Annotated in this window: 16 protein-coding genes; 13 read left to right on the top strand and 3 right to left on the bottom strand. The window is 49.8% G+C overall.

Annotation, left to right across the window (positions count from 1 at the left end; genetic code table 11):
• Positions 1 to 81 precede the first annotated feature (81 nt).
• Positions 82 to 321: a transcriptional regulator gene (locus tag P6287_RS22750; RefSeq protein WP_277975116.1), complete on the bottom strand. Its 240-nt coding sequence runs from the start codon at positions 319 to 321 to the stop codon at positions 82 to 84.
• Between the two features lie 346 nt (positions 322 to 667).
• Between P6287_RS22750 and P6287_RS22745 the strand changes: the two genes are divergently transcribed.
• The 7 genes from P6287_RS22745 (at position 668) to P6287_RS22715 (ending at position 8,219) form a co-directional block, all read left to right on the top strand.
• Positions 668 to 874: a DUF3606 domain-containing protein gene (locus tag P6287_RS22745; RefSeq protein WP_277975115.1), complete on the top strand. Its 207-nt coding sequence runs from the start codon at positions 668 to 670 to the stop codon at positions 872 to 874.
• A gap of 644 nt (positions 875 to 1,518) precedes the next feature.
• Positions 1,519 to 3,828 (top strand): FdhF/YdeP family oxidoreductase, encoded by a 2,310-nt coding sequence (locus P6287_RS22740; protein WP_277975114.1) that lies wholly within the window; start codon positions 1,519 to 1,521, stop codon positions 3,826 to 3,828.
• 351 nt (positions 3,829 to 4,179) lie between these two features.
• The gene (locus tag P6287_RS22735; RefSeq protein WP_277975350.1) at positions 4,180 to 5,223 is read left to right on the top strand and encodes a catalase family peroxidase; all 1,044 of its coding nucleotides are present in this window, start codon (positions 4,180 to 4,182) and stop codon (positions 5,221 to 5,223) included.
• Positions 5,223 to 5,804 (top strand): cytochrome b, encoded by a 582-nt coding sequence (locus tag P6287_RS22730; protein WP_277975113.1) that lies wholly within the window; start codon positions 5,223 to 5,225, stop codon positions 5,802 to 5,804. The genes P6287_RS22735 and P6287_RS22730 overlap by 1 nt, the downstream gene beginning before the upstream one ends.
• A 54-nt stretch (positions 5,805 to 5,858) precedes the next feature.
• Positions 5,859 to 6,449: a TetR/AcrR family transcriptional regulator gene (locus P6287_RS22725; protein WP_101761074.1), complete on the top strand. Its 591-nt coding sequence runs from the start codon at positions 5,859 to 5,861 to the stop codon at positions 6,447 to 6,449.
• A gap of 322 nt (positions 6,450 to 6,771) precedes the next feature.
• Positions 6,772 to 7,425 (top strand): hypothetical protein, encoded by a 654-nt coding sequence (locus P6287_RS22720; protein WP_192413380.1) that lies wholly within the window; start codon positions 6,772 to 6,774, stop codon positions 7,423 to 7,425.
• Positions 7,426 to 7,640: 215 nt separating this feature from the next.
• On the top strand, positions 7,641 to 8,219 hold the full coding sequence (locus tag P6287_RS22715; protein WP_277975112.1) for a DUF308 domain-containing protein: 579 nt from the start codon (positions 7,641 to 7,643) through the stop codon (positions 8,217 to 8,219).
• 223 nt (positions 8,220 to 8,442) lie between these two features.
• Here the strand turns inward: P6287_RS22715 and P6287_RS22710 are convergent, their stop codons facing one another.
• Entirely contained in the window at positions 8,443 to 9,303 is an 861-nt protein-coding gene (locus tag P6287_RS22710; protein ID WP_271460547.1) for a LysR family transcriptional regulator, read from the bottom strand.
• A gap of 128 nt (positions 9,304 to 9,431) precedes the next feature.
• On the opposite strand from P6287_RS22710, the gene P6287_RS22705 reads away from it, so the two are divergent.
• The 6 genes from P6287_RS22705 to P6287_RS22680 all read left to right on the top strand — a co-directional run bounded on the left by P6287_RS22705 (position 9,432) and on the right by P6287_RS22680 (position 17,620).
• A complete protein-coding gene (locus P6287_RS22705) occupies positions 9,432 to 10,178 on the top strand; it encodes a glucose 1-dehydrogenase (protein WP_217547626.1) in 747 nt (248 codons plus the stop codon).
• A gap of 117 nt (positions 10,179 to 10,295) precedes the next feature.
• Positions 10,296 to 11,753, top strand: coding sequence for an MFS transporter (locus P6287_RS22700; RefSeq protein WP_277975111.1), 1,458 nt, complete (start codon positions 10,296 to 10,298; stop codon positions 11,751 to 11,753).
• A gap of 362 nt (positions 11,754 to 12,115) precedes the next feature.
• Positions 12,116 to 12,499 carry a Rid family hydrolase gene (locus P6287_RS22695; RefSeq protein ID WP_101761070.1) on the top strand — a complete coding sequence of 128 codons (384 nt, stop codon included), beginning with the start codon at positions 12,116 to 12,118 and terminating at the stop codon, positions 12,497 to 12,499.
• Positions 12,500 to 12,634: 135 nt separating this feature from the next.
• Positions 12,635 to 13,795 (top strand): IS30 family transposase, encoded by a 1,161-nt coding sequence (locus tag P6287_RS22690; RefSeq protein ID WP_277975110.1) that lies wholly within the window; start codon positions 12,635 to 12,637, stop codon positions 13,793 to 13,795.
• A 477-nt stretch (positions 13,796 to 14,272) separates the two neighbouring features.
• Entirely contained in the window at positions 14,273 to 15,526 is a 1,254-nt protein-coding gene (locus P6287_RS22685; RefSeq protein WP_277975109.1) for a sensor domain-containing diguanylate cyclase, read from the top strand.
• Positions 15,527 to 16,075: 549 nt separating this feature from the next.
• Positions 16,076 to 17,620: a methyl-accepting chemotaxis protein gene (locus P6287_RS22680; protein WP_110866706.1), complete on the top strand. Its 1,545-nt coding sequence runs from the start codon at positions 16,076 to 16,078 to the stop codon at positions 17,618 to 17,620.
• Between the two features lie 360 nt (positions 17,621 to 17,980).
• Here the strand turns inward: P6287_RS22680 and P6287_RS22675 are convergent, their stop codons facing one another.
• Positions 17,981 to 21,097: a multidrug efflux RND transporter permease subunit gene (locus tag P6287_RS22675; RefSeq protein ID WP_277975108.1), complete on the bottom strand. Its 3,117-nt coding sequence runs from the start codon at positions 21,095 to 21,097 to the stop codon at positions 17,981 to 17,983.
• Positions 21,098 to 21,114: the final 17 nt, after the last annotated feature.

Genomic DNA, 21,114 nt, shown 5'->3' with positions numbered 1-21,114 from the left:
GAGATACTCAGTCTCTTTTGTGCAAAACGCGTGAGGCCATCGCAGTGCTTGATCTTTATCGAATGACACGGACAACGCAGCTTACTTTTTTTGGTGCGACACCAGTGCAAAGTAAGGATGTTGATCAGCCAGCAACAATAACAATTCATATTCGCCCTGGCTGAGCTGCCCTGGATTCTTCGCAGACTCTTTCGACTGCCAAACACGCAGGCTAAGATCGAAACGCTCAGCGGCACTCTGTTGTGAAAGGCCAGCGGCAAGCCTGAGATCACGGATATTATGCTGTACGGCCACGGGCCGCTCTAAAAGTTGATTTCTCAAAGAAAACTCCTTAAATACGGGATGGAGTGAATTTGGGTGTATCGCTCACCCGCCTCTAAACATCACGTTAACTTGACCTGGATGCAGTGTTTTAATTTTCTCATTTATCAGAGGCTTATTAAGAAGAAATGAAAATAATTATTTTTTAGTTTAATGAAATAGATATTGTTAACACATGTCAGAATAAATCGCTGGCCTCGCCAGGATTACTCTCCTTTTTTATCCCCACCTCAACAGCAGGAATATTCCTCTATTTTATCCAGGATGATTGTTCAATATAGGGAATGTATTGCGCTGGCAAGCGTCACGCCGGGCGTTCCTACATAAAACAAAAAGGATAAAAATAATGAAAAACCGTGAATACATTCAGCGGCGTATTCCCGCAGACCTCAGTCAGGTAGAGATACGCGAGCAGTGGCAAATCACGTTCTGGACTCTAAAGTTAGGCACCACACAAGACCGACTGAGTCAGGCCCTGCGCGAAGTCGGGCCAGATCTGGAGAGCGTGCGCGCGTGGCTTGAGACAACCCCCACTTCTCGCCCAAAACGTTAGTGCCGGTCAACCGTAAACCACCCCCGTGAGGGTGGCGAGCGGACCTTGTGGTAGCGAAGTGCTGCTTATACATGCCCGCGATAACTTGCGGCGCGTCGTAAACCTGCCCAACAAAAGCGTGTGTGCATAAGGTTTTCCCCGGTGTTGTCACTATAAATAAGAATTTTTATCATTTATATATATTGCGTGCTTTATAATAGCGCGCTATTTATGTAGCTTTTTTATTGTGACAGTTAGCTGGAAAAAGTAAAACGTTTGCACGATGAAATAAATGTATCGTCATTAGATAATTATTTCGTTAAAGAAAGTACAAATGGCTGCTTTCCCGACGGGACACTCTTTATGTTCCAGAATAATCATTCAGGCACGCCTTCCCTAAGCGGCAATACACTTCCACTGAGTAGATAAATTGAAATTCCGGTCGTTGCTCTTGGCTAGCCAGATAAAGGAATGAATTTAAAAAGTAACCAATTGATAACCAGCGCGGGAGATCTGTTTTTTTTTGCTACCTTCAAACTATCCATAACACCAGTGGATGAAGGGATATTCAGGCTCAGGTAACACCTGCACATATCGCTGTTACGTTAAGCAACCTCCGCAGGGGCTGCAGCATCATAAATTACATTCACGTGAGCCGAGTTTGTATGAGCAAAAAAAATCATCGCACAGTACCAGGTGTACACCCCTATGATGGCCCGGCAGGCGGCTGGGGAGCACTTAAGGCAACCGCAATAGCTGTTAAAAACCAAATGGATACCTTAAAAGCGCCGCCTACGCTGATGCGCACTAATCAGCCCGATGGGTTTGATTGCCCCGGATGTGCCTGGCCGGATAAGGATCATGGCTCAACCTTCCAGTTCTGTGAAAATGGCGCTAAGGCGGTCACATGGGAAGCGACCACCAAGCGCGTTACGCCGGCATTTCTTGCCGAAAACACTATCACGTCGCTGCTACAGCGTTCCGATTATGAGCTGGAGGGATACGGCAGGTTAACCACGCCGCTGCGCTATGATGCAGCAAGCGACACCTTCATCGAAGTGAGCTGGGAAGAGGCTTTTACGCGTATTGCCAATAAGTTAGCTGCACTGCCGCCAGATGAGGTTGAGTTCTATACCTCCGGTCGCGCATCAAACGAGGCGGCCTATTTGTTTCAGCTTTTTGCCCGGGAGTATGGCACTAACAATTTTCCTGATTGTTCAAATATGTGCCACGAGGCAACCAGCGTAGGTTTGCCTCAGTCGATTGGGATCGGTAAGGGCACCGTATCTCTGGACGATTTCGATAGTGCAGAGCTTATTCTCTCAATGGGTCATAACCCAGGGACCAATCATCCTCGCATGATGGGAACGCTGCACGAGCTGGCGCGCCGTGACGTACCGATTATCGTGTTTAATCCGCTGCGCGAACGCGCGCTTGAGCGTTTTGCCGACCCGCAGAATGTCATGGAGATGGCGACCAACAGCTCAACCGATATCGCGTCAACGTATTATTTGGTCCGTGCCGGTGGCGATTCGGCTGCGCTTAAGGGTATCGCCAAAGCGGTGCTGGCGATTGAGGCTGAAACCGGTACGGCACTGGATCATGCCTTTATCCGCGAGCATACAGAAGGGTTTGAGCGCTTCGCGGCGGACATCGAAGCCACATCCTGGGCATTAATCGAGCAAGACTCTGGCCTGAAACAGGCAGATCTCAGGCGCGTCGCTGAAGCTTACGTCAAATCGAATGCCACTATCCTGACGTATGGTATGGGCATTACACAGCACAACCGCGGTACGGATAATGTGCGCCTGTTGGTCAATCTGCTGCTAATGCGAGGCAATATAGGTAAACCCGGCGCAGGCGTTTGTCCGTTACGAGGCCACTCCAACGTGCAGGGTAACCGTACCGTGGGGATCACTGAGAAACCGTCGTCCGATTTTCTCAATAAGCTGGAAAACGTGTTTGGATTTACACCACCGTCGCATCATGGTCATGATGCGGTGCAGGCGATGAAAGCGATAGTCGATAAGCAGTCGAAGGCGCTCATTTGCCTCGGAGGAAATTTTGCCGTGGCGCTGCCCGATTCAGACGTGACCTTTCCGGCGATGCGTGAACTTGAACTCAGTGTTCACATCGCGACCAAGTTGAACCGTACTCATCTTCTGACCGGGAAAGAGACACTACTGCTGCCGTGCCTTGGCCGTACCGAACTGGATGAGCAGTCTGGCAATCGCCAGTCGGTCACTGTTGAAGATTCCATGTCGATGGTGCACGCCTCTTCCGGAAAGTTGAAGCCAGCGTCGCCGCTGCTGCGTTCTGAACCGGCCATTGTTGCCGGGATGGCCAGCGCGGCTCTGCCGAGAACGCGGGTTAACTGGAATGAGTTGATAGCCGATTACGATCTCATCCGCGACCTGATCGAAAAAACCATACCCGGATTCGATGATTACAATGCCCGTATTCGCCAACCCGGTGGTTTTCAGATGCCACTGCCGCCGCGGGATCGCATCTGGCCGACCCCGAGCGGTAAAGCGATGTTTTCGCTTTATCAAGGCACGCATGAAGACTTGACGGTGCCGGGCGACGACGTGCTACGTCTGATTACGCTTCGCAGTCACGATCAATACAACACGACGATTTACGCCATGGATGATCGCTACCGCGGAGTATTTGGCCGCCGTGACGTCCTGTTTATGTGTGACTTTGATCTGGAACGTCTGGGGCTTGAGCACGGGGATGTTGTGGATCTGGAGTCAGCAGTGCCGGGATACCGTATGCGTCTGGAATCCATGACGGTGATTCGCTATGCCATTTCACAAGGATCGATTGGAGCCTATTATCCGGAGGCTAACGTCCTGATCCCGCTGGATTACATCGACAAGGAGAGCGGTACGCCATCGTATAAATCTGCGCCGGTACGTATCACGCTGCGGTCACGCGACGTTGTCACTCCGCAGGCTGTTGAATCCCATTAAAGTGAAAATAAGGCAGGCTTGCCTGCCTTCTGATTGCCACAACCGTGGCAAAAGAGGCGCCAGTTTGCAATGTCTTGAGGTCTGCTATGAGCGAGGAGCTGAGCCCTCATCGTAAGGACTGCAATTGTTTGCGGGAACGGGGGCACTCCAGAATGTGAACAAGCCGGTATGACATGGAGGGGACAGCAACTTATAAAAGGAGGAATAATTGTTTGACAGTGCAGCCTACCTACTAGTAGATTTATCGAGCGTCTTACATGACTTCTGAATGTCATCCAGTTATTAAAAGCAAAATCTTAATGATTACGCCGGATGAACAGTGAACTAAATTCTGCAATGTTGAGTGTTTTCATGAATAAACCTTTTCTTTCTGTCGGTCATAAAATAGTGCGCCTGGCGATAATAATTGTGATCCCATTACTGGTGATCGCCTTGTTCGTGTGGGCGGGCGGGTGGCTGGATACTGGCAGGCTGACATCGAATAAGCTGATTACTGCCTTAGAAAAACCTAATGGCAATCACCCGGGTTATCGCCGTAATCATGCAAAGGGCGTCTGTATACTGGGGGATTTTTCTGCCAACGGTAACGCCAGCGCCTTGTCACGTGCGGCACTGTTTGCCTCAGGCGTTACGCCTGTGGTGGGCCGTTTAGCTATCGCAGGCGGAAATCCCAATGCGCCTGATTATGCAGTGCCTATACGCAGTATGGCGCTGGCTTTCTATCAGAAAAATGGTGAACAGTGGCGCACAGGCATGAATGCAATGCCTTTTTTTCCGGTACAAAGCGTGCAGGGCTTCTATGACCTGCAAACCGCCACGCTACCAGATGCAAAAACCGGTAAACCTGATCCAGCCAGAATGCAGGCTTTTGTACGACAGCATCCAGAGATCAAACCTTTCTTTGCCTGGGCAAAGCAATATGTTCCCTCTTCCAGCTGGGTCCGCGATCAATTTAACAGTTTGAATGCCTTTAATTTCATTGATAAAGAGGGCCATTCCCACCTGGTGCGCTGGAGTATGGTGCCGCACGCTGATTATCAGGCGATGGATGAAAATGAGAAAAACGACGCCAATTTCTTGCAGCGTGATTTACAGCAGCGGCTAGCGAACGGGCCCCAGAAATGGGATCTGATGGTTACAGTGGCGGGCTCTGGTGATAAAGGCAATGACGCATCGATTGGCTGGCCTGCCGATCGTCAGGTGATCAATGCCGGAACGCTGACAATTAATAAGACAACGGCACAACAGCAGGGCGTTTGTAACGACATTAACTATGACCCGCTGATTTTACCTGAGGGTATTACGGCTTCGGATGACCCGCTTCTTAATGCCCGCTCATCCGCTTACGCTAAATCCTATAATGCACGCACTCATGAACAGGCCGGAGCCCACTGATGAAACATAACAACACTTTTCACCCGGCACTGCGCGTACTTCACTGGGTGATGGCTGCGGCTATTATGGCCATGTTATTTATTGGTGTCGCAATGGTGTCCACGGTTTCATCATTGCACGGCCTGCTGGTTGCGATTCATAAGCCGCTGGGTTTGATGATTTTAATGCTGGTCATTGTGCGGCTTTGGCTGAGATTCAGCACTGCTAAGCCAGCACTTCCAGCCACGCTGCCTGCCTGGCAGAAATTCTTAGCGCATCTGTCTCATTGGGCACTGTATGCCATGATGCTGGCTCAGCCCCTGATCGGTTGGGCGATGCTGTCGGCGGCGGGGTATCCCGTCACACTGGGTCATGTTGTGCTGCCGCCCATTGTTCCGATCAGCAACAACGCTTATGCCATTTTACGTCCGCTTCACAGCCTGGTAGCAATGGCGCTTTTCATCACTGTTATGTTGCATCTTGCCGCAGCTTTGTACCACGCTTTGATTCTGCGCGACGGCGTATTTAGCAGTATGGCGGGTGCCTATAAACGCAAACGCTTGACGCGCGGTGCGCTTGACAATCCGACTGACGCTGAGTAGGTTCGTGGCCGTTTATCGATTTGCAGTTATTTTACCGTTGCTGCTGGAGCAAGCATGAGTACAGAACGTTCACAGAAAGCCGAAGAGATTATGCACCACACCAGAATTCTGCTGACAGCGGGCGGTTATAACAGCTTCAGTTATGCTGATTTAGCCGAGCGGGTGCAGATTCGTAAGTCGAGTATTCACCACCATTTCCCTGGCAAAGCGGATCTGGTTCAGGCAGTCGTGAGTGATTATCGACAGCAGGCACAAGCAGGAATGGCGGCAACCAGCCAGCATTTCTCCGGTGATGCATTAGGTGAAATTAACAGCTACGTGAATTTCTGGGCGACCTGCATACGTGAGAACAATTCTCCTTTCTGCATTTGCGTGATGCTGGCTGTTGAATTAACGATTTTACCTAAAGAAGTGGCTAAGGAAGTCAGTGGGCATTTCAACGATCTCACTAACTGGCTCACTGATGTACTGAGCAGAGGTGAAAAAAATGGCGTTTTTATTCTGCGGGAAAGTGCAGCCACAGAGGCCAAATCGCTAATGGCTACGGTGCATGGTGCAATTATATCTTCGCGTGCCTTTAATAACGCTGATGTATTTCAGCAAATTGTCGAGCCAGTGATTAAAAGATTAACGAAAACCAGCTGAAGTAACTCAGACAATAAAACGTTACTAGCCGAACTCTTCACGTGTTCGGCTACTCGGGCTGAAATAGTTGATGAGCAGCCTTTATGTCGGTTAGATATTTGACTGGAATTCGTGACTATTTCGTGACGTTGAATGAAATATCCGGGTGATAGAAAGAATAACTGCACGTGGCATTGTAGTAATTCAACCTACCTTCTAGTAGGTTTATGGCGCAGTGTTTGTTCGTACCGACGTAAGCATGATTTGGAGGAAGTGATATAGCCAGCGAGGACTTTAATTGAGGCTATTTCAATGTGACTTTACTTTGATGGAGAAATTATTAATGAACACTATCCGTGCTTTGCATTCAATGCCGGGCCTGGCAGCATTAAACATCGAAAGAATGAATTCCCGATCTTCTGTTACCACTGCGTCAGGTTTTCAGCCCTTTTTACAGACTCAGCTCAAACTTTCCGGGAATTCTGGATTGAATGAGCCAGCCGTATTAAAGCAATCGATCAGTATGCCACCTCACCTGGCAGACATCGACTCGCTGGTTGCTCAACTACTCGCTAGCAGGAAGATGTTATTACAGCCATTCAGGTCAGTTTCTTTTTCAGGAAAACAGTATTGTGAACACCTTAGACAACGTAGCGTAACTGGCGGTTTTTGCAGGGAGATAGCTGACGTCATTAAGACGGAATATGTTCCTGAATCCGTTTCTGGTTCGTGTGTGATAATGAACAAAAAACATCCTGAAGTACGCAGGGATTCCTGCAATTATTCACTAAATACCGATTTCAAATATGAATGTCAGCAAACGATCCCGGTTGCTGTGATGGCGCCTTTAACCTACTTTTTTATCGGAGTTTTTCCTGATTTAGTCCAGATCTCTGTGTCAGGTTACATAAAGCAGCCCTTGCGTATACGCAGACTGCGTAGGTTAGACAGAACAGGTTACCGCCAGAATGCTTGCGACCTAAACCTATATCGTTAATCCAAGACTGTATAAAAAATTAAGATTAATTTTTTGACACAGTGTCGTCTTTTTTATCGAACAACCATTTTTATACGCTCTGTTTTTCCTTAAAAGTTGGTTGTTATAAGTTTTACACATTTTCTTAATCCTGCGACTGAATAATTGCCGACTCTAATTCGGCCATCATTCGTCTGGAATATTCTGTGAAGTCCAACCTATTTCGGAGAATCATCATGAAATCCAATTTCGCTACATCTACCTACATTCAAAATCAATGGCTTCAATCTTATTATCACATCCGTGCTGCGGGTTCAATTATCTGGATTGCACTTGCGCTATTCATTGGCAAACATAATCCCACAGTTGGTGGCATTCTGCTTGTTTTGTATCCTACATGGGACGCATTCGCCAATTATCTTGATGCAAGACAGTCAGGGGGCTTAGCACTAAACCCACCCCAAAAATTCAACTTTATTGTTAGTCTGGTGGTCGCAGCAGCTATTATCTGGGCTCTTTCTGTCAGCATGAATACAACCATTAAAGTCTTTGGAATATGGGCGATTTTTTCTGGTGTACTGCAGCTTTCTGCTTCCATCCGTCGCTGGAAAAATTCAAATGGACAATGGGCTATGGTCTTGAGTGGAGCGCAATCTGCGTTGGCGGGTGTGTTTATGTTTAAACAGGCGAGTAGTAATGCTGCTCTGGATGTCACCACGGTTGCACCCTACGCCGCTTTTGGTGTTCTCTATTTCCTGATTTCAGCCATCACGCTGACCATTAAGAATGGGCGTAAAGACAAAGCTGCCTGCTGAGTGTTCAGAAAAATGGTGCGACTGTTAGTATTTAATGGGCGGCTTAGGGCGAACTTGATAACCCGGCATGTAGGATAATCCATCTGGTCGACATTTTGATTATTATCAATTCGTCGTAAGTTAGCCCATGTCTTTGCTCAGATGAGTGTTCGTGAGGAAACGCACAAACATACCTGAAGCGCTTTTGCACGCTGGTTTCACCAGGATGCCCCGCCACGTCAGGCTATTCCTGTTGTGAAGCCAGCATACTATCTGCGATATCCAGCAATGCGCGCAAGCGATCCATATGACGAAGATCCTGATGGTAGCCGACCCAGATGTCTCTTGAAGGCGGAATGTCAGGCATTTCAATACGCTGCAGCCCGGTGGTGGCATCACCCAAAGGCCGTGGCAGCACGGCTACGCCCATCCCCCGCAGACACATCTGCGCCTGAACCGCACGGCTTGTGCTTTTAAAGGCAGGTTTTGACTGCGGGAAATGATCAAGAAGCCATGAGACGTCAGGAAAGTGTGACTGCCCAGTATTCATCAGGATCAGCCCCACCGAAGAGGGGGCTGTGAGCAGTGCCTGTGCATTCTGTGGCGTGCCATAAAGTGCGTAGGGCACACGCATCAAACGGCGCTGAACAATATTCGGATCGGTAAAAGGTACGATGCGAAACGCGATGTCGGCATCACGGCGCGACAGATCGAGCAGGCGGTAACCTGCAATAATTTCCGGCACAATCGCCGGATGACGACGTGTCAATTCACTCAGCACGGGGGCCAGCACATAGTTAGTGAACCATTCTGCTGATGATATTCTCAGTATTCCTTCAAGGCGATCGTGATTGCCTGCCAGACGACGTTCCATGGCAAGCGCGGAATTTTCCATCGCTTCTGCTAGCTTCATGATCCCGTCTCCGGCATCTGTCAGCACCAATCCCTCCGTTGTCCGGCGAAACAGCGCCTGCTGCGCTTCATCCTCAAGCGCCTTGATACGGCGTCCTACTGTAGGATGACTTACGCCCAGACTCAGGGCTGCTTTCCCGAAAGAGCCGTTACGCATGACCGCAAGCAATACCTGAACATCCCCCCAATCCATGCTTCGATTCCACCGTTCAAAAATGAACATCCAATATACAAAAGTGTCAGTTCTCAAACAACTTTGCAGGCATCACCATGGCTTCTTTAATTCGTCGCCTCAGGTGACACGAACAGGAAGCTGAGATTATGCATAAATTAAAAGACAAAGTTGCTCTGGTTACCGGAGGTTCAAAAGGTATCGGAGCAGGTATAGCCCGTCAGCTGGCAGCTGATGGCGCCAGGGTTATCGTCAATTACGTCTCAGATAGAGACGCTGCTGAAAAGGTTGTTGTCGATATTAAAGCCACCAAGGGTGAGGCTGTGGCAGTCGCAGCGGATGTCACCAGTCAGACTGAGGTCGAGGCACTAATTAATACCAGCATTGCTCTTTTCGGGCGGCTCGACATCGTGGTGAACAACGCCGGTGTTTACCAGTTCGCCAAAATTGAAGAGAGCACTGAAGCGCTGTACCGCAGGCAATTTGATATCAATGTGCTTGGACCCTTGTTAGTAAGCGCCGCGGCCGCACCGCACCTGGGTCACGGCAGCAGCATCATCAATATCAGTTCATTCGTCACCCGAGTCTTTATTGCTGAAAGTGCCATCTACAGCGGTGCTAAGGGGGCGATTGATGCCATTACCGGTGTGCTTTCACTTGAGCTCGGTCCCCGGGGAATTCGCGTGAATGCGGTCAATCCGGGCCTGATCGAAACGGAAGGAAGCCATAGCGCAGGCGCAATAGGCTCGGACTTCCAAACCTGGAATGAAGAGCAAACGCCGCTTGGCCGTGTAGGTCAGGTGGAGGACGTCGCCCCAATCGTCTCATTTCTCGCCTCCGATGAGGCCAGATGGATCACTGGGGAGATTATTTTGGCTTCCGGCGGCATGCGCTGATCGGAGCGGTGTTGCGCTTCCCGGAGGCGGCCTCACCTTCACTGATTGGTCAACTGCGCATTCTGCGATGACCACACATCCCTAACAGGGACCGTACCGTTCCATAAGGAGTGATCTATGTCGGCACATAGCATCCTGCAAGCCGAGCCACGCCGTTGGGCTATGTTTGTCATTTTATTGGTAGGTGCATTTTTGCCGCCGCTCGATTTTTTTATCGTTAATGTGGCACTGCCTGCTATTCATAATGAATTGAGCACATCTTCCTCAGCGGAACAGCTGGTCATTTCATCGTACGCCGCTGTGTATGCCGTGACATTAATCACCGGAGGTCGCTTGGGCGATATTTATGGTCGGGGAAAAATGTTCTTTCTTGGGCTGATAGGTTTTACCGCGGCATCATTGCTGTGTGGTTTTGCCTGGTCATCCTGGATACTGATTGCTGGACGCATATTACAGGGCGCCACGGCCGCCATTATGGCTCCTCAGGCGCTCGCCGCCGTGCAGGCCATTTTCCCCGAAGCGGAGCGACCCTTAGCGCTCAGTATATATGGAGCCGTGTTTGGTCTGGCCTCCGTTATTGGACAGGTTCTGGGCGGCATTCTGATATCAGCCGATCTCTTCCACCTTGGATGGCGGACAATTTTTCTCGTTAATCTGCCTGTGACGCTGCTGGTGATTCTCTTTGGCCTGCCACTGCTGCAAGAAAAACGGCCGCGAGCAGCTCAGCGACTTGACCCCGTTGGCACACTGCTGGCCACATTAACGCTGAGTACACTGATTGTGCCGCTAATAGAAGGGCGTGAGGCGGGGTGGCCCTGGTGGACGTGGCTGTTATTTTTTGCTTTCCCGCTGCTGGCCTCACTGTTATGGCGATATGAGCACCACCTCAGTCGCAAAGGGGGATCGCCACTGCTCAACCCGAGCGTATTACGTGCGCCAGGGCTGGGACAGGGACTTATGATTGTTTTATTGTTTTATTCAATCGGCGCGTTCTTTCTTCTGTTTTCTGTCTATCTGCAGAGTGCCTTACATTTAAATGCCTTGGTTTCAGGCACGCTTTTTCTACCCTTTGGTGTCGGCTTTCTCATTGGTCCGTTACTGACTCCGTACCTGAGGCAGTATGCCGGGAATTACCTTAGCGCCATCGGAATGGGATGTGAAACCGCAGGTTTGGCAGGTATGGCAGGATTGATCGCTACGACGATGCCCGGTCACTCTCCCGCGATGCTGCCGCTCGCCATGCTGCTTTTCCTGACTGGGCTGGGGCAAGGGCTGGCGATGCCAACTCTGGTGCGGATGGTGACAGGCCGGGTCGCGCCACAGTTTTCAGGTATGATTGCTGGCGTAACCAGCTCGACATTACAAATTAGCACAGCGCTAAGTGTCGCGGTTATCGGCGGCATTTTTTACAGCATGCTGGGGAACGGTAACAGCGTCGCAATCATTACCCATGCTTTTATCGTCGCGCTTCTGACGATGGCTATCTGTCTGGCTATAGGGGCAGGGTTAAGTATCAGGCTAATTCGGCGCTCCTTTGATCGCTCCATGACTGCGGATGGCTTATCTCAAAGATAACGCGACAGTTCTCAGCTGACGGTAAGCGCCATATAATTAGGCAGCAAGCTGAGAAATTTTTTTATTTTTAGTTTCCTGACAGGCTGTTCAGTTTCTGCAGTTAATATGCACAACGATAATTCTTCGTTTTGCACGTACTTCAGGCAGATTATTTATTTTATCGTATCAGGGATTCATTCGGTATTCATGAATGAATCGTGACATAAGAGTCGTCCGCTACTGGCACAATAAGGATATGCGCGCATGGCAATATCTTCTATGCTCAATGAGCAATGGGTGGATAGGTTGAACATCCTGAGCGCTGAGAGCATTTAATGTTGTAAATGCTGACATTTATTAACTCATCAACTTGTGATGAAATTATGAAAAAATCTATCGTCCCTGAGGAATTTCAACACTATTTCGATGATTGGCACTTTTCCCCCGTTATCGAAGCAGATGGCACAGTATATCTTTCCGGTGTTACCGCAGCACGAAGAGATAAACCTATAAGTAAGCATCCTGAAGAACAATTTCATGATGCCTTTTATAAGCTTGGCGTTTATTTAAATGCCGCTGGTTTAAACTATGAACACATACTTGAGATGACCACTTTTCACATTGACCTCAAAAAACATATCGACGTTTTTTCCAGAGTAAAAGATGAGTATGTAAAGGCGCCATATCCAGCTTGGTCAGCTATAGGCGTGTCAGAGTTCATTCCTGAAAATGCCCTTGTGGAAATGCGGATTGTAGCCAAAAGATAGTTTTAGGCGTGGGCCCTAAAATAATAGTTGTGTCGGTTTCTGGCATTAAGCGGACCGGTATGTCAGGTCCGCTATGAGCTGTGAGTTCAACGGGTCGATGCAACGCTATCCTTAATCAAGGGGGGGGGCGTTGCCATGAAACGAAGAACTCGGATTAACTACACGCCAGAGCAGAAGACGATTATCTGGGACAGATATAAGCAAGGTGATTCCCTGCATGATATCGCCAGAATGTTCGACAGATATCATTCTTCTATTATGCCCACTATCCACCAGACTGGTGGATACCGCCCCCCTGTCCGAAAGCGGCATCCGTTAGCGCTTTCACTTGATGAAAGAGAGGAAATATCCAGAGCGCTGGTAGCAAAAATCAGCATCAGGGCGATCGCAAACAAACTATCGAGAGCCCCCCCAACGATTAGCCGGGAGATAAAGAGGCACGGTGGTGCAAATCAATACCGTGCATCAAAAGCGGATACTGCTGCGTGGGAAAATGCTCTGAGACCAAAACCTTGCAAGCTAATTGAAAGACCCACACTGTGTAAAATCATCGCAGAGAAGATGCATCAGGACTGGTCGCCGGAACAAATCGCCGGTTGGCTGAAACGCTGTTATCCGGATAATCAGGAAATGCATGTGTCACGCGAAACGATATATAAAACGCTTTTTATACAAACCCGGGGTGCATTAAAAAAAGAACTGCAGCAATGCCTCAGAAGCGGAAGAGTCGTGCGTAGATCCAGAACATCATCGCTTAAAGGGAAAGGATTAGGGTCAATCCGGGATACGATCTCTATCAGCGAAAGACCGCCTGAAGCCGCTGACAGAGCCATACCCGGTCACTGGGAAGGTGACCTGATCCAGGGCTCTAAAAACTCCTATATCGTCACCCTCGTAGAACGTCATTCCCGTTTTGTTATGCTGGCCAGGATCAGGGACAACAAGACCATAACGGTTATATCTGCACTCATCAAACAAGCCCGGGAATTACCTGCTGAGCTTTATAAAACATTAACATGGGACCGGGGCGCTGAAATGACCAGCCACACCCGGTTTACTGTAGCCACAGATATCCAGGTTTACTTCTGCGATCCTCAATCTCCCTGGCAACGCGGCTCCAATGAAAATACAAACAGATTGCTCAGGCAGTATTTTCCAAAAGGAACTGACTTATCGGTTCACAGCCAGCAAAGACTAGACAGTGTTGCCAGGCAGCTCAACGAGAGGCCAAGAAAAACGCTAGACTATGAATCACCCGCAGAGCGTTTTAACCAATGTGTTGCATCTATCAGTTGAACTCACAGCACAAAGCCGACATTCATACTGCACGATCCACTTTAACCGCGAAGCGGGTCACGTGTTAACAGCTCGGAGAGCGATGAGAAGAAAGCAAAGTATGATGACTCAATACTCACCTATAATTGCCCGACTGAAGACGGAGCGGTGAATATTGCCCAGGCATTTTCAGTCGCGCTCACGCGTATGGCATGAGCATCAGATGTCGCTGGATAATACCTGCTCGATAAAAAGCACGAAGCGAAACGCCGTGTCGAGGTCGGCGATGTTTAATGCGGGGCACTAAAGATCCTGAACTCATCAGCCGATAAAGAGAGATCAGCTTTTGCAGCCCTAAGATGCCTGATAACAGGCTCTGGCAGTGCTGCGATGGAAAGCATGACGTTATCATTATCAGGCACTTTTTCAGCACCTGATGGGTTTTAGCAGCAGAAATAAATGTGTTCAGCATCATCGGCAAACAACGGAATCACCAGCATGAATATCGCGATCAAACCCACACTTTCTGCCGTTTGGTCGACGGATGCACGGGGCATTTGCATTGCCAGCCAGGAAAGCCCTGAAGGCTTATTGCCCCTACTTAAAGGCATAACGCTTTGTGAGTGGCTTAGCCTTGCGCTGGTAGAGGAAGATGCAAAAATCGCGATGCAGCTGACAGCGGCATTAGAGTTTAAGACGCCATTTAATATAGAGGTGCCGATCAAGTGTCTGGATGGAACGATGCGCCATGTGATTGTTTCAGGTCTGCCGGCATGCCAACCAGGTGATTCTCATACACAGTTTAGCGGCTTCGTTTTAGATGTTACCGGACAGCGCAAAGCCCTTCAGGACGCGCTGCGCACGGCGACAGAATATCGTTTGTTGATTGAAAACAGTACTGATCTGATCGCCCACTGTGATGCGGATGGTCGGTACGTTTCGATCTCTCCTTCGTATAGCGAAATGATAGGCTGGTCAGCCGATGAAATGGTGGGCCAGTTGGTGGTGGACTTCCTGCATATCGAAGATCAAAAGCCTGCTGCCGCAGTTCTGGCAAATATCTTCAACGGTGCTGAGTTACCAGACGTCGTCGAGGTGCGCAAGCGACATCGTAACGGTCACTACATTACACTTGGCACTAAGGCCTGCGGCGTTAGCGATCCCTCTACAGGTAAAAATATCGGAGCAGTGCTGGTTTCGCGTGACATCACCCGGGATAAAGAAAAGATGTTGATGCTTGAGCTGCTAGCGACCCGCGACACCTTAACCGGACTGCCAAACCGAGCCTGGATCAACGACAAAGTGCAATCCATGCTTACGCACGTAGAAGATCCTGCGTATACGACTGTCCTGTTTATCGATCTGAATGGATTCAAAGCAGTTAACGATTCGATGGGGCACGCAATAGGGGATATGTTGCTGCAGCAGGTAAGCGAACGGCTACAAAGTTGCATGCGCCAGGGCGACTCGTTAGCACGCCAGGGAGGAGACGAGTTTGTCGTGGCAGCAAAGTGCAGTAGTCATGATGCTGCAGCCGCTATTGCACTGCGCCTCATAGACGGCCTGAAGGGTCCTTTTGCTATCAATGGCGTAGAAGTAAAGATCGGCGCATCGATTGGCATCAGCCTGGCACGATTTGGGACAAAAACGGTAAATACGTTATTTGAAAATGCCGATACAGCGATGTATCAGGCTAAAGCACGACGTGATGGGTCATATCAATTTTTCCAACCTGATACGCTGCCAATGTGAGATTAAGCCAGCCCGTTTCACATGCTCTCTCCGGCGCTCAACTTCTTTTCCATTTAGCATGTTCTTCAAGTATGTGATGAAGTTGGCCAGAGGAGGGCATGCCGGTCGCCGTTACCACGGTGAGGGCAAATAGGCCAGACTTTCAGTATGATTATGGCATTTACTGGTATTACAGGAAGCTGTCGTTTCCTTTTCAATCCAATCTGAGTAATGGTAAGAGCGCAACATAAGTTAAATTTTTCTTGAAGTCAGCGTGTTTTTAAAACACGCTTCTTTTTTAAAATAATGTAACTAAAAAAATCTAAAATATTTCCCCTAGAATAAAGGTTAATTTAAATTTAGTTATTTACGGAGTTAAATTAAACCAAAGCATTTAAAAATGCCAAATTTAACTTAAGTAATCCGTGATAACTCAAGTAGTTCTTATATTTTCCGTGCGTGATAAATTTGAGTGAAGCCCTTATAGATTTTTCGCCCAGGCAGGGTTAATTTCACTGTCTATAATTCCTCTTCTTCGGCAAAGCATCTTGAACTTTAAGAGAATTATAAATGAAAATATCTACACGTCTGGCTGCGGGTTTCAGTCTGCTCATTATTCTTTTCGTATTGTGCACGGGGATTGCTCTGAACGCATTATGGCAGGCGCGGGATGGGATGGAAGATACGGTCAATAACAAGATGAAGCGCTTTACGCTGGTTCAGGATATGCGAGGAATTGCTCGAGATATGGCCATTGCCGTGCGCAACCTGGCTTTACTGAGCGATCCCGTAGAAATGCAGCCTGAATGGCAAAGATTAATCTCGCAGCAGAAAAATTATATCGAGAAGCGCCGTGAGCTGGTGGATAGCATGAGGATCAATGTTTCCTCTCACGGGAAGGAGGCTCTTGAAAAAGTCGTTGCCTCTGAGAGCGCCGCGATGGAGACGTTAATGATCGCAGGTCAAATGGGACTCGATAACCGTCAGCAAGAAGCAACGGTTTACCTCATGAAAACTGCGCGACCGGCGCAACAGGCATTAATGGGATCGCTGGATGCGCTAACGAACATCGAAATGACACTCAGCAAGGATACGATGGCTGAGAATAGTGCATCCACGACACGTACAGCGTTTATTTTATTAATAATGGCGGCGCTCTCGGTGATTATTTCTGTGGTGACCGGTTATTTAATCGTACGTGTACTGATGCGTCAGCTAGGCGGCGAGCCCGCCCAGGCACAGGCACTGGCGGCAGCCATCGCCGCGGGGAATCTGACAACCTCAATAACCTTGCGCCGTAACGATAAGCACAGCCTACTGGCATCGTTAGATCGTATGCAGGAGAGTCTACGTGGACTGGTATCACAAATTAAAGACTCGGCTGGATCCGTTGCTTTAGCCGCTGATGAGATATCAAAAGGCAACACTGAACTTTCATCGCGTACTGAACAGCAGGCCGCTGCGCTTCAGGAAACGGCCGCGAGTATGGAGCAACTCACGGCAACGGTGAAAAGTAATACTGCAGGTGCACAGCAGACGGCACAAGTTGCACGTGGGACAGCAGAGCTGGCGCGAGCTGGCGAGGCGGATGTGCAGAAAATGTCGGATACGATGAACGAGATTTCTCTCAGCGCGACAAAAGTGAGGGATATTACTTCCGTCATTGAAAGCATTGCCTTCCAGACCAATATTCTTGCACTCAATGCCGCCGTTGAAGCTGCTCGCGCCGGTGAAGAAGGAAGGGGATTTGCCGTGGTTGCCGGTGAAGTCAGAACGTTAGCACAACGAAGTGCGACTGCTGCACGGGATATCAAACAACTCATTGAGCAGGCCGTAGGGCAGGTGGAAAGTGGTGTGAACGTGGCGACTGGAACCGGGCAGAGCATCATGAAAATCGTCAGCATGGTAGGTGAACTCGCGGATGCGATGGACGAGATATCTCTGGCTTCTTCCGAACAAATGCAGGGAATTTCACAGGTCAGCATTGCCGTCAGCCAAATGGATGGCGTAACACAGAACAATGCTGCATTGGTTGAAGAGTCCTCCTCTGCGTCGCAAGAGCTTTCTGCTCAGGCACATGCTTTACGAGGCATGGTTGAAGCGTTCCAGGTTTAATATTTTCATTTACATGGGGGCTCTTATTTAATCTGGGCCCCGCATTGTTTGATTTCTTTCGTTCGACTCCGTGTAAAAACAGCCTCAGGCATGCTTACTCTGTGGCTCTTCCTGTTAAGGATGGGTCGCTGAGATGGCGCTAAATACCTCGTCAGTGACGATGGCCGGGTATTACCGCAATATGAACTGCTCAGTTAACAATAAACACGATGCCAACAATGTCCGCTCCTGCCAAAGTGGACGCTGTGCATGACAGCGTCCCCTATGAGCGAAAAGTGGGTCTTCGCGTTTAAAGCAGGGTTTATTAACATTGTCGATGGATGGCAATACAATCAATTCAGGATTGTCTGGGCTTAGCATTCAGCCTTTATTTACCCTTTTCAGCAAGCCGCTAAGCTTTTGCACAGCCGATGTGATAATCACAAAAAATACGGGCACAAAGAAGATGGCCAGCAGCGTACCGCTAAGCATCCCGCCGAACACGCCTGTGCCAATCGCATTCTGGGTGCTCTTACTGGCACCGTTTGCCATCATCAGGGGAACCACACCAAGAGTAAAAGCCAGTGACGTCATGATAATTGGCCGCAGGCGTAGTCGGGCTGCTTGCTTGGTTGCCTCAAGCAGCGGTTCACCCTGCGCATAAAGTTGTCGCGCAAACTCTACAATGAGGATGGCGTTTTTGGTTGAAAGTCCGATTAGTGTGATCATACCGACCTTGAAAAAAACATCGTTAGACATACCTGCGAGAAATACTGCCAGTAGAGCGCCAGCCATACCCAGCGGAACGACAAGTATTACTGAAAGCGGTACTGACCAGCTCTCATACAGCGCGGCAAGCACCAGGAAAACAACAAGAACGGATAAGGCGATCAGCAGCGGCATTTGAGCCGCTGAGCTACGTTCCTGCAGCGAGGTGCCAGTCCACTCGGCGTAATAGCCTGCTGGAAGAGAAGCGGCAAGTCGGTCCATTTCAGCCATCGCTGCCCCGCTGGAGTAGCCAGCAGCGGCGCTGCCAGTGATTTTAATCGCCGGATAGCCCTGATAACGACTGAGCTGCTGCGGCGACTGGGTCCAGTCCGTCGAGATAAAGGCCGACAGCGGCACCATCTCACCCGAGGCATTCCTGACGTAAAGCTTAAGTAAATCTGCCAGTTGCATACGGTAACGGGAGTCCGCCTGCACAATAACCTGTTGTACTCGCCCGTTATCTACGTAGTCATTGACGTAGTTTGAGCCAATCGCGACTGACAGCATCTGATTAATGTCGTCAAAGCTGACGCCCATTGCCTGCGCTTTTTCTCTGTCTACCTCAAGAGTGGCACTTACACCCGCAGGTAAACCCTCAATGTAGACATCACTGACCACGCCACTGTTATTGGCTTTCTCCGTTAGCTCTGAGGCTGTCTGCAACAATGCTGCAAAACCGCGGCCGGCACGATCTTCGAGGTAGAGATCAAAACCCGATGAAGTCCCCATATCAGAAATCGCGGGCGGCATCAGGCTCATTACCGTGGCGGCGGGATCGTCATTCATCTTCGTCTGGACAAATTTTGCTTCACCATCAGCGGTTGCGCCTTGCCGTTCGCCCCATTCTTTCAGGGTGGTAAAGGCCATCGCGGTGTTCGGACCGGATCCGGAAAAACCAAAGCCAAAGATGGAGATATTACTGGCAATGCCGGGCCTTTCCATGATCGTTTTTTCAAGCCGATCAACCACATGACGGGTTCTTTCTTGTGTGGCATCTGACGGCAACTGGATCGACGTCATAAAGTAGCCCTGATCGTCTTCAGGGATAAAGGATGAAGGCAGCGCCAGATAGGCAGCAAAAATCACCGCACTCAGCATGGCATAAATCAGCATGACGCGGCCGCCACGGCGTAGCGTGGCGTGCAATGCCCGCTCATAGCTTGTCGTTAGGGCACTGAAGCGGCGGTTAAACACGCCTGCAAAGCCTTTCTTTTCTACGCCGTGCTGCGCAATCGGCTTCAGCAGGGAAGCACACAGTGCAGGGGTCATCGTCAGCGCAAGAAAAGCCGAGACCAAAATGGAAACAGCCATCGAAAGTGTGAACTGCCGATAGATGACGCCAACCGAGCCGGTGGCGAATCCCATGGGAATAAATACGGCGGTAAGCACCAGCGTAATACCGATAATCGCTGGCGTAATCTCGCGCATTGACTTACGTGTTGCTTCTTTTGGCGACAGGCCTTTTTCAGCCATCAGGCGCTCAACGCTCTCCACTACCACAATCGCATCGTCAACAATGATGCCGATAGCCAGCACCATGCCAAACATGGTCAGCACATTAATGGAAAACCCGCTCATCAGCATTACAGTAAAAGTGCCGAGCAGCGCCACCGGCGCGACAATTGCCGGAATAAAGGTATAGCGCAGATTCTGCAGAAATAGCAGCATCACCAGGAATACCAGCACCATGGCTTCAATAAAAGTGTGGATGACTTTCTCAATCGACAGCTTCACAAACGGCGCGGTATCAAACGGCACCGAGAACGCCATGCCCTGCGGCAGCACCGTTGAGAGTTCATTTAGCCGAGAACGCACGCCCTCTGCCGTGCTGACGGCATTGGCACCCGGCATCAGCTGGATCGCTGCGGCAGTAGCCGGATGGCCGTTTTCACGAATCGCGTACGCGTAGCTCTGCAGACCCTGTTCCACGCGCGCCACGTCAGCCAGCCGGACGCGCGAACCGTTACTTAGCGCCTTAAGCGTAATGTTGCGGAACTCTTCCTCAGAACTGAGCTGCCCGCGTACGTTAAGCGGGTAGGTCACCGCTTGTCCGGGCTGCGCCGGTTCATCGCCGATTCTGCCCGGCGAGACCTGGGCGTTCTGCTGGCTCAGCGCGGTGGTAACGTCGCTGACCGAGAGCTTATAGTTAAATAGTTTGACCGGGTCCAGCCATACGCGCATTGCTTTCTCAGCGCCGAACAGCTGTACTTTGCCAACGCCTGGCACGCGACGTAGTTCCTCAGAAACGTTACGCGCAAAATAGTCGCTTAGGTCCTGTTCGCTGAATCGACCCGAGGGCGAGCGCAACCCGACGATCATCAGAAATCCCGCGTTGGCCGCCTCCACGTTCAGACCGTTCTGACGTACGGTCTGAGGCAGCCGGGATTCAACCACCTTGATTTTGTTCTGCACATCAACCTGAGCGAGCTTGATGTCCGTTCCGGGGTTAAAGGTCACTGTAATGCTGGCAGTGCCTGACGTATCACTTGAAGACTCGAAGTAGAGGATGTCGTCAACGCTGGAGATTTCTCTCTCGATCAACGAGATGACCGACTCATTCATCGTTTCTGGCGTGGCGCCGGGATAGGTCACCGTAATGCTGACGCTCGGAGGAGCCACAGCGGGGTACTGCGCCACGGGCAACTGCGGAATGGCAATTATGCCTGCCAGTACAATAAACAGGGCGATAACCCATGCAAAAACAGGCCTTTCAATAAAAAATTGCGGCATCGGAATATCCGGGAATA

Source organism: Pantoea sp. X85 (assembly GCF_029623675.1).
GTDB lineage: Bacteria > Pseudomonadota > Gammaproteobacteria > Enterobacterales > Enterobacteriaceae > Pantoea > Pantoea leporis.
The sequence above is the reverse complement of the archived record's forward strand: the minus strand, read 5'-3'. Positions and strand labels throughout refer to the sequence as shown.

Bases quoted from the DNA above. Each gene is read 5' to 3' on its own strand.
- P6287_RS22700 (WP_277975111.1), top strand. From the start codon at position 10,296: ATGTCGGCACATAGCATCCTGCAAGCCGAGCCACGCCGTTGGGCTATG.
- P6287_RS22675 (WP_277975108.1), bottom strand. From the start codon at position 21,097: ATGCCGCAATTTTTTATTGAAAGGCCTGTTTTTGCATGGGTTATCGCC.
- P6287_RS22695 (WP_101761070.1), top strand. From the start codon at position 12,116: ATGAAAAAATCTATCGTCCCTGAGGAATTTCAACACTATTTCGATGAT.
- P6287_RS22735 (WP_277975350.1), top strand. From the start codon at position 4,180: ATGAATAAACCTTTTCTTTCTGTCGGTCATAAAATAGTGCGCCTGGCG.
- P6287_RS22685 (WP_277975109.1), top strand. From the start codon at position 14,273: ATGAATATCGCGATCAAACCCACACTTTCTGCCGTTTGGTCGACGGAT.
- P6287_RS22740 (WP_277975114.1), top strand. From the start codon at position 1,519: ATGAGCAAAAAAAATCATCGCACAGTACCAGGTGTACACCCCTATGAT.
- P6287_RS22720 (WP_192413380.1), top strand. From the start codon at position 6,772: ATGAACACTATCCGTGCTTTGCATTCAATGCCGGGCCTGGCAGCATTA.
- P6287_RS22690 (WP_277975110.1), top strand. From the start codon at position 12,635: ATGAAACGAAGAACTCGGATTAACTACACGCCAGAGCAGAAGACGATT.
- P6287_RS22725 (WP_101761074.1), top strand. From the start codon at position 5,859: ATGAGTACAGAACGTTCACAGAAAGCCGAAGAGATTATGCACCACACC.
- P6287_RS22710 (WP_271460547.1), bottom strand. From the start codon at position 9,303: ATGGATTGGGGGGATGTTCAGGTATTGCTTGCGGTCATGCGTAACGGC.
- P6287_RS22715 (WP_277975112.1), top strand. From the start codon at position 7,641: ATGAAATCCAATTTCGCTACATCTACCTACATTCAAAATCAATGGCTT.
- P6287_RS22680 (WP_110866706.1), top strand. From the start codon at position 16,076: ATGAAAATATCTACACGTCTGGCTGCGGGTTTCAGTCTGCTCATTATT.
- P6287_RS22730 (WP_277975113.1), top strand. From the start codon at position 5,223: ATGAAACATAACAACACTTTTCACCCGGCACTGCGCGTACTTCACTGG.
- P6287_RS22745 (WP_277975115.1), top strand. From the start codon at position 668: ATGAAAAACCGTGAATACATTCAGCGGCGTATTCCCGCAGACCTCAGT.
- P6287_RS22705 (WP_217547626.1), top strand. From the start codon at position 9,432: ATGCATAAATTAAAAGACAAAGTTGCTCTGGTTACCGGAGGTTCAAAA.